The organism is Acinetobacter sp. RF14B, assembly GCF_006864105.1.
GTDB lineage: Bacteria > Pseudomonadota > Gammaproteobacteria > Pseudomonadales > Moraxellaceae > Acinetobacter > Acinetobacter lwoffii_C.
Genome location: NZ_SMTB01000072.1, coordinates 1 through 14,375 on the forward strand (window position 1 = coordinate 1; position 14,375 = coordinate 14,375).

Below are 14,375 nucleotides of genomic sequence, written 5' to 3' on the forward strand. Positions count from 1 at the left end.
GTTCTTCGTACTAGTGGAACCTGTAATTTTCAGTGCTGCGCTTCCATATATGGACAAATCCCTGACAAGCATTACCGGGAGAGGTTTCCATCGCATCACTCTCCTCAGGATTGCGTAAGTTATGTAACTTTATAATTTCATCTTCCTGGCTAATTAATCCAGATCAGTTCTTCGTACTAGTGGAACATATAATTTTCAGTTTATAAAACTAGGGTTACCAGGGCAGACTAAGTTTTTCCTATAGGTTTGTAGTGTTCAAAATAAAAATTTCTATTATTCAGGTTATGATAACTTTTCTGATTTATATTTTTCTTTATAGCCCACTTTTAACAAATCAGAATAATACTTTTTTACCTTTTCAGGGTCGAGGAGTTCAAGTGAAATCCTTTCTTTAAACGCTTCGATCTCTTCGCCTACATTGGCATATTTCCCCCCGAATTCGGGATATTTGATAAGGTCACACAATTTTTGAGCGAAAAATATAGATTGTTTTGGTGTCAGCTGATATGTCGGTTCCAGTACCTTATCACTAACAATTAAGGAAGCTTTTTGATTAAAAGAAAATTCGATATGTGTAATTGTTCTCCCTTCTTTTTTCTGCTCATAACTTACGTCGATATCAGTAAGTTTATTAATTTGATCTATGGCAACCGTCAATACACGCTTTTTGAAATCTCCCATGGTTTTATATTCATTTTCAAGTAGACCTAACTTATCACGCAATTCAACCATACTAATATATAGCTTGCCTTTGCTACGCCATCTAATCAAAAGTTCATACAGCCGTATAGCGTATACACTAGATAATTGAGAAATTTGCTTTAATTCATAACGAGTAAACTTTTCTTCAAGTTTTACAAAAAGCTGTAAAATATCAGGAGCAAAAATTAGTTGAGCACATGCAGCTTCTTTAACATAGCCAACTTTTGATACCCAACGGCTTTTGTAGACCGCTGGCTTACCTGTAACAGGATCTATGGCCTTATAGGTGAGTCTACGTTCAAATAAGTTATCACACGCTCCCTGAAGAGCCTCATAGGCCGCTTGACGACCCAAATTAAAGTGCTTCATGTATTCAGACGCATGTATTGTTAGCAATGTATCCGATGTAAGCTCTTTTTCAATTTCCCTAGCTGCAATAATTGCAACTAAAATTAAGCGTTGTTCAGACAGAGTCAATGCATAAGATGCTTCAATCAAGTTATTGTCTTTATAAATTAGATTTGCCATATTGTGATTAAAGAAATAAATTCCATTAATAGACATTAACACTTAATGTCCATTAATGGAAGATCTATTTATGCCAGGAAAACGTCCATTAAATAAAGGAAAACGTCCATTTAAATAAAGGAAAACGTCCATTTATTGTCAGGAAAACGTCCATTTAAATAAAGGAAAGTGTCCACTTATTGTCAGGAAAACGTCCATATAAAACCTCTGAAAACTAGACTTCATAAGGCATTCAGAGGTTCTATAAATATAAATTTATAAAATATATATAAAATTAAAAAAGAACATTACTTGTGGATAACTTTTTTTTAACTTTATTTTTCACAATAGTTGATTCATGAGATTGAAACTTGTACATTATTTTCAACAAAATTACGTAACTTACATAACTTATGATTATTTTAGTAGGTGGTGAAAAAGGCGGAGCTGGTAAAAGCTGCCTTGCCCAAAACTTAGCAGTTTATTTACAAGAAAAGAATAGAGATGTTCTGCTTCTAGATGCAGATCCTCAAGGCACAACAACTGACTGGATTAAAGAACGTGATGAGAATGAGGATTTAAAAAATATTCCATCTGTACAAGCTTCAGGCAATATTCGTCAAGTTTTAAAAGATTTATCAAAAAGATATGAAGATATTATCATTGATGCTGGTGGACAAGATTCGGAAGCATTACGTTCTGCTATGACTATAGCAACACATATGCTCTTGCCTTTTAGGCCTAAACGTAGAGATCTAAAGACTTTGGATCATATGGAACAAGTATTAAAACTGGCACGAGCAGTGAATCCAGATTTGAATGCAAGAGCAATCATTACACAATGCCCAACATTACCGTCACAAGTACAGCGAATTTTAAATGCTAAAGAAGCCTGTGTATCGTTCGGAATAAAAGCATTAGACCACATCACGACAAATCGAAATGTTTATGATGATGCAGATGAAAATGGCTTATCTGTTTTTGAAGTAACAAGTGATCCTAAGGCAAAAGCAGAAATTGAAGGGATAGCTCAAGAGTTTTTAGGAGTATAACTATGGCAGGTCTTAGCGGTTTAAAAAAGAAAACTGACGAGCTTTCAGATCAGGATAAACTGGTTGAAAATTTCATATCTGGAGCTGATAAAAGAGTTAAGGATCTAGAAGTTTCACAAAAGAAATTCGTTCGTTGTACCTTTTCTTTGAACCAAGAATTAAGTGAATTAATTGATGAGTTAATTATCAAAAGTAATAACGCTCGTGTTAACAGATCTAGTATTGTAAGAATAGCTTTAGAGTCACTGGCAGAGCAGAATTTAGAAGATTTTAAGCAGCTCGTTGATAAAAGTTTTAAATAAAATAGAGAATGGAAGAGGTTATTCAATCTATAAGATTAAATAACCTAACTTCATAACTTCATAACTGCATAACTTCATAACTTCATAACTTCATAACTTCATAACTTCATAACTTCATAACTTTACTGGCAAATAATTTAAATATTTTGATTTGTTGATAAACCTTATATAGACATCGCGATACTTTGATATTGGAAAATCAAATGGTAAAGTTATTACGTGATATATCACGTTAACTCATTGAGCTGTTCTGTGTTAGCTGGATATAAACATATAACATCATAATCGGTATTTTTAGGCTAAAGATATTCTGTTGGGCCTAAGTAGTAAATTTAGAAATTAACCATTTCAACTGTATTGAGCTTGTATAGCCAGTATCGATTGAGAGAGTCATGATAGAAAAAATTGGGCATGCAAAAAAAACACCTGAAGTTCTAACTGAAGTTTTCACCAAGTTAAGTTACGTTTTGATATTAGATTTACCAGACTTTATTCAAGATTTTGTATTGGATCTTAAAAATAAGATGGATGATGAAATCAAAAAAATGCTTGACCAGGCAGCAAAAGACAATCAAGACGTTGATGAATTTGAAGTTTTAAAGTGGTTACTCGATACAATTGATGTAGCTCCTGAAGAAACTGAAGAGGTTAAAAAGCACCAACATAAAGAGGTGCATGCTGTGCTATTTACTTGTTTTTTTACTCAATTGTCCGAGGCCTTAAGTCTGAAGTTATCAGAACATATGAGAGTGGAGTCAAAACCGCAGCGTTGTGTTAAAAAATTGACTCAAAGAACTTATAAAAAATATTTTGGTTTGCCTAAAAACTTCAAGCTCAAGTTAGAACGAAAGCTGAAAATCAATTTTTACCCTGAAAAATTATGGTAACTGTATGACTAATACTGATGGATTGTCAGATCTACACGAAGAAATCAAAGTATTGGAAAAGTGGTTAAATCAGTCACTTGGTGAAAAAAAAGCTATTTTCAAAGATTTCGACGTTCAAAATAAGAATGAGTTGTATGCTGCTGCAGAAAAAATCCAGGTTACTATTAAAAAAAAGAGAATTGTGACGGAACATAAAATTCTGGCTGGTTTAACTCAATGGACTAAAATTGAACAAGAAGGGCATCAGTATGGTTATCTGTTGACTGGATTAATTTGTGAAATGCTCAAAGAACTTATCAGTTTACCGAATTCTAGTTCTAAAGATAAAGAGCCTATCACAAACACAAAACTGATAGATTTTAAGCGAATAGTAGATGATGAAAGAGTACATAAGAAATTTAATCAACTATGTTATGCATTAAAACTGTTACTGCAGAACCAATTTAAAGACCGTGGGGAAAAAAAAATACCATGTGACAAAATTACCAATGAAATTAAAAAAATCGATGAATTTAACACCAGCAATTTTAAAGAATTTTTAACTGGTAAAGAGATGCAAAAGCACTCCATCTCATTAGATTTAGACCGTTACATTGAGCAATTTTGTATTGTCTGTAATGAGCTTAACAACAGGGAATTAAATTCATCGAAGAAACTTAGTATCAAGGATTTGATAAAAAGAATAAAAAAGGAGATTGATGTAACAAACCACTCAGGGCCATCTCCTATTCATATAGAAAATGATGACACAGAAGTCGAGATAGATGAAAAATCAGCAACTATTCTTGATCCTACACATGATGATATCAGTAAGCGTGCAAGTTCTATGATATCCGATGAAAAGCTCAAAAAAATTATTCAGAGACGTGAAGTCCCATTTGTAAGTAATCCACTTTATCTAGCACCCAGTTTATTACATCAGGTATACAACGTATTGCACGATTGTTATCAGGATAAAATGCTCAAAGAAAATAGTACAATCTTTTATGATCAATCTTCTTTGGCATTATGTGGCATGATGTCACTGCTGACTGGTCTGAGTCCTACTATCTTTAAAGATATTAATAATTTGATTGAAAAAGGAAAAATATTAGAAAAAACAAAAGTAAAAAGAATAAAAAAAACAAAAGTAGCAGAAGAAACAGAAGTAATCGAAGTAATCGAAGTATCTTATTATTGGGTGATTGATCCAAAGTTGAATGTAAATCATTCGGGCATTATGAGTGATAAATTACAGCGCTATAACAAAGCATCCACTTATAAATGGCATATTCCTAGTGCTTGGATTATTCAATTAAAAAAAAATGTTATTCAAGAACTATCTGTTCCTGAATACAATCGTTTTTTAAGGCAGCTTTTCAAACCGTATAATTTGGACAAGATTTCATGTGGAATTTTAGAAAAGCAAATATATTTCCATCTGAATATGCAGACAGGTGATGATCTCGTAGCACACTTAATGGCAAATCACGATACGAATCATGTGGTTAATTGGTCCTATGAAGGGCGTAATATTGAAGAGATAAATAGACATTTTAAAAGATACATTGATTGTTTAATAAACCGAAAAAAAGGTGATCTATGGAAAAAAGAGCAGCATCCGGGTTATATCTTTGACCGAGAACAACGTATAGGTAGTCAGCGTTGCTGGACTATCAAAGCAGCAACTCAATTTTTTAAAAATCTTTATGCTTATGTACAGACTACTTTAACGAATGATGAAGCCAATCGGATTGAGAAATTAAATGCTTATAGCATTTGGATGTGGCATCTGTCTTTAATTTGCCTCACTGTACGACCCACGATGGGTATGCCAGGTTTGATCAAAAATTATGATTCAAAATCAAAATTTATCTATATTCATGACAAAAAAATTGGTTCACGACAAGAAGGTCGTTTAGTGCCTGTAGTAGGTTATTGGCAAAAGCATTTTGATGCATACAGAGAGTATATAGATAAGACAATCACTGCATTAGGCATGAAATATCTGCAGGAGCAGTGGAAAAAAAATGAATTCATGCTGTGTATTCTTATCCATCCTCAACTGACTTCCAAAAAGCATAGCGTTGACTTTATAGAAATAGCAGACAATCTTACTTTGGCACCAATGTCAGCAGCTTTTGTGACGCATTACTTGAAAGAAACAGTTCAGATTTATAAAAACTGGCCAAGGCATTTTAGCAAAAACCATCTTGAACTCAGCAGTGATATTCATAATACCCTTTATGCACATGATGGTATTGCCATGGGGTTTGGCCATACTTCATCCTTAAGTCCTTTTCATTACAAAACAGAAATTCAACAACAGGTTGAAGCGTTACTGAAAAAATTAGAAATTTTGGAGCTAGACTTGTTTACCCAGGAAAAATCGCGTGATTAACAAAGAACTAAATCAAGAGATTCTAGAGCAATTACAAAATGCGATTGAAACAGAAACAAAAGCAATTTTTAATCAAATTTCTGAGCTGATTGATCATAAATATACTCAGAAAAAGGTGAATGGTGTCGAGATTGATTTTAAACTTCTTGATCAACGAATTGCTGATAAATTTACAAACTATCAGCAAGTTTTAATAAAAGTTTGTGAGCATTCCCAGCTCAAAAAATATTTCCGCTCTTACCTCAAGGAGTGTTTTAAACACTTTAAAATTATTTGTGAACAAGAGTATCAGGAGTGGCAAAAAAAAAATCCAGATCATGCAAAAATTTACGATATTAAATTACCAGATTGGAAAATAGCAACATTACCGCGCCGCGATAATACTTTAACAGAGGACAAGTTGTGTAATGGAGCTATTCTTGCTGATTTTAAAGAAAAATTTTATGAAAAGTGGAGCTATTCTCTTAATAAAAAGACTCAAAATATAAGTTTACAATCTACAGTTGAAGCTCAGCAAAACTTAGTAAACATATTATTTGAATGTCTATGTATATCATTAATTTTCGATCAAGGATGTATTCATCCTGAACGGCTTATTGCAATTCATGATGCAATTTTTGAAATGAATCTAGACAGTGGACTACTGCCAATTTACTCTGGTTCAAAGAATCATGCCTACGTTTTCTCATACACTCTATCATCTCAAAAATATGGCAATTTCTACCGTTATGATAGCCAAGGAGATGTGGAATTATGGCAAACACAGCAAATATATTTTAACGCAATCTCAATGCTTTGTTATTTGCGTATCCGAGAGCATCTTCATGGTAACCAAGGTTATGCATTACAGTTTACATCGCCTCTTAGTATTTGGCAGCAAACACACGATGATCAAGATCAAAAAGTTAAGCGGGAAGATTTACTTTATAAGCGGCTAAAAGCACATTTTAAAGATGTTGTTCCTGATCATCAATTTATCAAAGAGTTTGGGCGACGTCGTTTTTCTGCTTTCAAGCATATTGATTATGTTCTTTGGCAGGAGATTCCAAATTTAGATCTATTGAGTACAAGTGTACTTAATAACAAAATTATCACTACGCCTTTGATATATGAACAGCATATAGCTATTTATCATCAGCTTGATACCTGGAAAACGATTCAAGAAAGAATTGAAAATACTCATCACACTGTGGAGCTTTCTGTTTCTACTAGTGGTCAGAACGTTAAAGTTTATAATGATAAACGGATGGGTAAACGTAATGATATAAAATCATTGCTTTTATCATTTAGTGAAGATGGTAAAGAGTTGACACTAGCCAAGTTTAATGAAGCTTTGAACGCAAGTATTAATAAATCAGAGGGCGATATACGTTCCTATGAAGCTGGAGAGGGGGAATATATTGATTATGTGGTGGCAATCGCACATTTACGGATATGCCAATGGTTAAAGTATGAGCTAGGTTACAATTCTGGCTCTGGTAAAGCATCACTTCAGGTGGCATCGATAAAACGTTATTATCACAGCTTCGTTTCTGACTTTTTAATTTACATTTTAGAATACCAAATAAATTTGAATAATGCCATCGAAGAACAATTTGAAGAAATGTATGAGTACCTTATTTTAGAAAAATCAATGAAAGATCAGGAAAAGCAGGAAACAATCGCTGAGAAAAATGATAATAAAAAGCACGACACCTCTGGCTATTCTTTCGCGAGGTTAAAAACATTTCATCAGTATTTGGTCAACAAGCATGATGCACCAGTAGTAGCGTACTTGTATGAACATCAGAGAGACAGCGGGAAATTTTTAAAAACACGGACCATTAGTCCGCAGATGTTTGAATTAATGATGAAAATTGTGAAAAATTATCCACACATTTTAGGCATTTCAGGGAATGACATAGTTGCATTGCAATGGGTCTATCGACTCGCATTTAGACTAGGTTTGCGTATTGATGAAGTGACAGGCATCCGTCTCAATGATTTTGACTCTGCACAGCTTCGAAGTCATCTTAAAAATAATCGTTTATATTACGAAGCAAAGTCAGATCCTAAAGATACGACTTCAAATGAATCATCCAATTCAGATATTGAAAATCTGGTTTTAAAAATTCATTCCAACTCTCACCGTAATGTTAAAAACGAAAATGCAAATCGTCAGTTTGATTTATCCTATTTTTTAAATCCAAATGAATTTAAAGAGTTCTGTGATTTTTATAAAAAATATTTAGCTGCTTCTTTGAGCGAAGCGGAATTACAAGTACAGAATACATTACTCTTCACCTTTGAAAATCAACAATTATCAAAAATCACTAGGAGCTTGTTTAATCTGGTATTAGGGACAAGTGATCATTCATATACATTTCACGCATTTAGGCATAGTGCTGCATCACACTTAGCAATTTTATTGAAAGGCAGCCACCAGCTTATCTGTAGTTTTACTGACTATGACTCTAGGTTTGTAGGTAGGCTTAAAAAGCATATATTGCAAAATATCGATCATGCATCATTACATAGCGCAGATGTATGGCAACGTTTAGCACATCTAATGGGGCATGAAGACTTTAACGTGACCGCAAGTAGCTATATACATCATCTTAATATTTTAATTGCAGACATGTTTTATACAGCAAAACGTGAATATCAGCCTGAATTGATTGGTGCATTACTAAAAAATAGCAAAATTATTAATGCTCAATTTAAATCCTTAAAGATATCTGAGGATGAATCAGCTTTTAACATTCTTCAAAAATCTAAGTTTTTTTTAAAGGTTTTTGAAAAACATAATGATCCAAAGCAATTCTTAAAAAAAGATGAAATTGAAAAAAAACAAATGAGTTTTTTATATCCAAAAAGATTTCTAGAATCATATCAGGAATGGAAAGCAAATGACCGGATCATAAATCCTGAAGACCAGCTTGTTAACTTAATAAAGTCAATTAGTAGACAATTTTATATTTATAAAGATAAAGAAATAGCTAGAAGTGAGGAGCGTGATCTGCAAGAAATGGATTTAAATTGGGAGCGAATGATCAATTGGTCGTATTTATATGGAATATGCCATCCATTCATAATTGACAAAGAAATTACCCAAAAAGAAATTAAAAATTTTTATTATATTTTGGAAAATAAAATTTCATTGAAAAATGATCGATCAGTTTTAGTTTTTGAAGCAGTCTGTCAAAAAGATTTAAAATTGTACGATTCATTTGTAGAGTTTATTACCAAAATATATTCGGACGTAGAATCCTACTTAGATATAGAAAAATCAAGTTCAAGTGATTTTGATAAAAAAATAGGGACTGAAGTTAAAATAAAATATTATAAAATTAGTAATAAAAAAGCAGATTCAAAGCATCATCTGATACAAAAAATTGTACTACAAAGTATCTTTTTTAAGATGAAATGCCTTGGAGTACCTTCCCTGGGTCAAAAGAAAATGGTCTAAAATGTTTTACCGGAGAAGTAGGGGGCTACAGTTTTTTTATATTAAAAAAATATATAAAAAACATCGGTATATAACTTTAGGTAATTCATGTTTGATTATTTTTTCATTATTTATGTAAGGTTCCTCTTTTTTTTTGGTCAAAAAAAGGGACACTAAGCGCGAGGTGTGCACTCTGTGAGGTTGATTTTTGATAATTTTTTTCTTGAGAATAGCCTGGATAGGCTAGATGAGAGATTATCAAAAAAAATACTCAATAAACAAAAAGATTTTGTATGACTCGCAGGAGAAAATAAGATTAAATTTAATTGTATTTTTTTATTATTATTGTAAATTTATTCGGATATTATTTTTTAAATTTAATCTATAAAATATAAAATTATATATAAGGTAAATTTTATAGACTAGGGAGTTAGTATAAATTATTTACCCTATAAATTCATTTGTTTTATTATGTAAAATAGGGAAATTAGTTTTTATTTTTATAAATAAAAAAATTAATTTTGCTAGATTTATAATATTAAATACAGCATAGAAAAATGGGTTGTGTTTTTGGTTTGATTTTATAAGCTAATTTTAAATAGCCTAAGCAAATATATTTCAGAAAAATAGCCCAAGCCTTTGCTTTTTAAAACTGCTGTTTTACAAAGCAAAGGCTTGGGAGTCCACCAATATGATTATTTTTAGATTTTAATGAGATACCAAAAAATGGAGAAGATAAATTAATTAGCTTAGGTAAACCTTCTATAAGTATGCAGCATAGATTTTGAGCTAAACACGCATCCTTGTATGTAGGTAAAATACAGGGATTTTTCGGCTAAAATTTTGAAAAAATTAAGCCAGCATTCAATTTTAAAATATCACTAAAAAATGAATAAAAAATTCTAATTTGGTTTGACCAAAGAAAAAGATACCCATATGATAATTACGTTACAGCAAAATCTGTAATCGGGCGTGGAAACCTGAAAATTACTACAGAAGCATTAAAACCGCTTTAGCGGTTTTTTGTGCTTATTATGCTTAGTTTGCCATTATGGTAGGCCAGGCAGGGCAGTCTATGACTGGCCGTCTTCTGTAGTGCGGTATTTCCACCCCTGTTTGGTCTACCTCCATCTCGTGGAAAAGATGGTTGTAGATAGTCAACTCTAAACTACAGGTACTAAACATGAAGATTTTATTATCTAATCCCCCCATTTCTCTTAGGTCTCTTTTGTTAGCGCTGACTGGATATTGACGGTCATTTAATTCACAGCTTTAACCAAATCGAACTATATACATTTTCAAATTTCGTACTTGAGCGAAAGTAGGAAAGTGTTGCCTGGAGAAAATAAGAAATGGGTTCTACACGACTATTGACCAATATTATTCAGCGTAAAGTCATGTTGCCAGAAGAAATGTCACCTTCAATGCAGCGTGACAATTTTGAAGTGGCACTGACTGATTTTGAAAAGCATCCAATCATCAAATGTTTATTTAAAGCGGATAACCAGCGTTCTACGGAATGTTGGAGCGTGCAAGAAATTGCAAACTTTATTGAGGATTGCACAGAAGATCAAAACATCAATTTATGCATTTTGTATTGGAAAGATATACACGGCAATATTTACATTATTGATGGGGCACATCGTCTTTCCTGTATTTATGCATGGATCAATAGATATTTTGCGGATGAGCAAGTCCCTCAAGCACCTAATTTCAATGATCAACAAAAACAAGATATTCGTTACCTCCGCAATTATTTAGGAGATCTTGCTGATTTTCAAAAAATTTGTACTGATGCCGAATTTGCAGAAAAAAAATCGAAATTAGGCGATATTAAAATCAGTTTCCGGCAGGTACTGGGGACTCCAGAAGATGCGCGACGGGTATTTCAATCGATTAACTCAGATACTAAACGTCTAGATAAATATGAGGAATATCATCTAAGAAGTCGCGGGAGTGACGCCTATTATGCGATCTATGCCTGTTGTTATATCAATGACAATAAATCTAACTTGGAAGAGCTCCAATATACACGTTTAAATGAGCTGATTGAGTTAGGGGAGAGGATCCATCAGCTCCTTTTTTCGACCATTTTATTAGACAATGAAATGAGTCATGGCAAAAAAATTGGCTTGGTCAATGAGTTGATGAATATCATTGCTGGTGATCAGATTCATAATATTATGAGTCTGAATCAGGGGGAACGCGTTGAAAACCTGATGTCGCATCTGTTGACCATTCTTTGCAGAATAGCGACGCCTGTAAAAAATACTGGGGTTCCGAGTTTGGGCTTTCATCCATACTTATATTTTTATAAGGACCAGCGTTTTCAGATTACTTCTTTTCTTGCATGGTTTTCAATTGTGTATGAAATTCATGAAAGCCTCATGCAGATTCATCATCGAACGATTAGTTTCAAAGACTTCACCCGGGTACGCCGTAGTATTGAGTTCTTGATTGCTAATTTCCCCGTGGCGACCACTGAAACGGTCGGCAAGTTCGGCAGTGGTATCAAGGGCTATGATCGGCTACAAATTGTCTATAAAGCCTTTATTTGCTTAAGCTTGGAAATGGAAGTTGATTTTGATGATGAGGAATGCCTGAATACCTTTATTCTGTCCATGTCTAAGGCCTTCAAGTACATAAACTTTAACGAGTTTTATGTCGAAAGATTTTTGGGTGGTTATGATGATGCAGTCGTCAAGCATGTGGTGGGATATGTGGAGTCGATTAGTCCAATTTCTCGGTCAAAGCCCAAGGCCTTTTCGGCATTAACCAAGAGTCTGCTTAAGCACAATTTTCTGGTGGGTAATCATAACTTTTGCCTCATTTGTGATGGATTGATCTATCTTGATTCTACTGAATCGGATCATCGGATTGCCAAAGCCGTAGGTGGGCAAGGTGTTCTAGAGAATGGTCTGCTGGTTCATCCCATCTGTAATAGAATGAAATCAGATCTGAGTCTGGAAGAGATTAGAGCGGATTTGTTTGGTGAATTACTGTATTAATCAACAGAGCGATGAGCTCATTTTTGCAGATGTATCAATGATTAATCACATGATTTAACTTTTGATACATTCAGCCAATGTGGTTATTTTTAATTCAGTCCAGAATCACAACCAGAAACTAGCAGTAGTTTCTGAATGACCGTCAAGGTCCTTAGTTTCGCCCATAGATTCCCTCTGTGGGCTTTTTTTTGATCAAAAATTGTATAGATGCTCTAAAATAAACCTTTTAGCATTTCATAAGCAATTAGGATTAAGGCTGAGACCATCAGCACAACAAAAATGAGTTCCACTCTAGTTAACATATTAATTCCTTTTACTTTTCACTTAATTTATATAGCAGTTAAGTCGCAGCATCAATGACATAACATGACATGGAAAATAATTAAAAAGACAGAATTTGGATTTTTATCAGATCTACTGTTTGCATGCTTCAACAGTAGCTTTGAATGTTTCACTTAAACTTTAAACTTTTTTTAAAATTGAATATTTTTACATCTAGGTTCTAAACTTTGATAGAATTAATTAAAACTTTAGATTTCAAGTGTAAACAATGAGAAGCGCTAATATTCGACGTGATGGCTACTTAAAATTTCTGAATACATGGCAAAACCGTGATGTCATTAAAGTGCTTTCGGGTGTACGTCGCTCTGGAAAATCTACCTTGCTGGCGATGTTTCAACAAGACCTAAAAGCACAGGGGGTACAAGCCGAAAACATCATTGTCATCAACTTTGAATTTATGGAATTTGAAGAACTCACCGATTACCGTAAACTACATGATTATGTATTGTCAAAAGTTGATGAAAGCAAGAAAAACTATGTTTTTTTAGATGAAATACAACATGTTACCAATTTTGAAAAAGTAGTCGACTCTTTATATGTTCGGGATTATATCGATTTATATATTACAGGTTCAAATGCATTCTTTCTGAGTGGAGAACTTGCGACTTTACTCACAGGACGCTATATCGAGCAACATGTTTTACCCTTGTCATTCCAAGAGTTTAAACAGTGGCATATTGAAAATAATCCGATCATCCAACAATTATCCAATCGTGATTTGTATGCTATGTACACGCGAAGTAGTTTCCCCTATACGCTTGCCATGACCAGCCAGCAGGAAACCTATGATTACTTGCAAGCAGTCTATGCCAGTGTAATGTTTAAAGATGTTATTCCCCGTTTAAATACTGCCGATATTAACTCTCTCGAGCGTGTCGCAAGATATTTGGCAAGCGTGACAGGCTCATCCATTTCCATCAATAAAATTAAAAATACCTTTGTTTCAAGGGCACTGTTGCAAATAGGGATCTGAGTCGATGATTTTCCCTTCAAAAAAGCTTAGAGACCGAAAACTCTATTTACTAGCCAAACTTCTCCTAGAATATTACCGTTATAAAATAATGAAGCTTGTCCTTTGCGTAGAGCACGCATAACCTCAATACCTTTAATTGTGGCATAAGCCGTTTTCATAGACTTGAATCCCAACGTAGCCTTGATGATCCGTTTGAGCTTGCCATGATCACATTCAATCACGTTATTCTTGTATTTAATCTGTCGATGCTCCAGGTCTTCAGGACACTTTCCTTCCTGTTTTAGTCGCGACAAAGCACGGCCATAGGTATGAGCCTTATCAGTGTTTATGACTCGTGGAATCTGCCATTTTTTGACATGATTCAAAATCTTACCAAGAAAACAATAAGCTGAATGGGTATTTCGTCTAGCAGAAAGATAGAAATCAAGAGTATGGCCACGTTGGTCAACTGCACGGTATAGATATGCCCATTTGCCATTCACTTTTACGTAAGTTTCATCCAGATGCCATAAATGTCGATCTGTAGGATTACGCCAATACCAACGTAAACGTTTTTCCATTTCTGGAGCATAACGCTGAACCCAGCGATAAATTGTGGTGTGATCAACATTCACTCCACGTTCAGCGAGCATTTCCTGAAGTTCACGATAGCTGATGCCATATTTACAATACCAACGAACAGCCCAAAGAATGATTTCACCTTGAAAGTGCCGACCGTGGAAGGGATTCATCTGCTGTATCTCGAAATAAATAAGATATTTAGCTTATCATGTCAGCCTATTTGCAACAGTGCCG

Annotated in this window: 8 protein-coding genes and 1 pseudogene; 7 read left to right on the forward strand and 2 right to left on the reverse strand. The window is 33.9% G+C overall.

Annotated features, from left to right (window positions below):
• Positions 1–282 precede the first annotated feature (282 nt).
• Complete coding sequence (repM, locus tag E2K52_RS10640) at positions 283–1,230, reverse strand: replication initiation protein RepM (RefSeq protein WP_201774891.1); 948 nt, start codon at positions 1,228–1,230, stop codon at positions 283–285.
• A 392-nt stretch (positions 1,231–1,622) separates the two neighbouring features.
• On the opposite strand from repM, the gene E2K52_RS10645 reads away from it, so the two are divergent.
• The 7 genes and pseudogenes from E2K52_RS10645 to E2K52_RS10680 form a co-directional block, all read left to right on the forward strand.
• Positions 1,623–2,261, forward strand: coding sequence for an AAA family ATPase (locus E2K52_RS10645; RefSeq protein ID WP_151205098.1), 639 nt, complete (start codon positions 1,623–1,625; stop codon positions 2,259–2,261).
• A gap of 2 nt (positions 2,262–2,263) precedes the next feature.
• Positions 2,264–2,563: a hypothetical protein gene (locus E2K52_RS10650; protein ID WP_004969894.1), complete on the forward strand. Its 300-nt coding sequence runs from the start codon at positions 2,264–2,266 to the stop codon at positions 2,561–2,563.
• A 392-nt stretch (positions 2,564–2,955) separates the two neighbouring features.
• The gene (locus tag E2K52_RS10655; protein WP_039048220.1) at positions 2,956–3,450 is read left to right on the forward strand and encodes a hypothetical protein; all 495 of its coding nucleotides are present in this window, start codon (positions 2,956–2,958) and stop codon (positions 3,448–3,450) included.
• A 4-nt stretch (positions 3,451–3,454) separates the two neighbouring features.
• Positions 3,455–5,830: a hypothetical protein gene (locus E2K52_RS10665; RefSeq protein WP_227548233.1), complete on the forward strand. Its 2,376-nt coding sequence runs from the start codon at positions 3,455–3,457 to the stop codon at positions 5,828–5,830.
• Positions 5,823–9,278, forward strand: coding sequence for an integrase (locus E2K52_RS10670; RefSeq protein WP_071320609.1), 3,456 nt, complete (start codon positions 5,823–5,825; stop codon positions 9,276–9,278). The genes E2K52_RS10665 and E2K52_RS10670 overlap by 8 nt, the downstream gene beginning before the upstream one ends.
• A 1,331-nt stretch (positions 9,279–10,609) precedes the next feature.
• A complete protein-coding gene (locus E2K52_RS10675; RefSeq protein ID WP_016658786.1) occupies positions 10,610–12,265 on the forward strand; it encodes an HNH endonuclease signature motif containing protein in 1,656 nt (551 codons plus the stop codon).
• Positions 12,266–12,815: 550 nt separating this feature from the next.
• Positions 12,816–13,553, forward strand: a pseudogene (locus tag E2K52_RS10680) (ATP-binding protein); the annotation flags it as partial.
• Between the two features lie 53 nt (positions 13,554–13,606).
• Here the strand turns inward: E2K52_RS10680 and E2K52_RS10685 are convergent.
• A complete protein-coding gene (locus E2K52_RS10685) occupies positions 13,607–14,311 on the reverse strand; it encodes an IS6-like element IS1007 family transposase (protein WP_001067794.1) in 705 nt (234 codons plus the stop codon).
• Positions 14,312–14,375 lie beyond the last annotated feature (64 nt).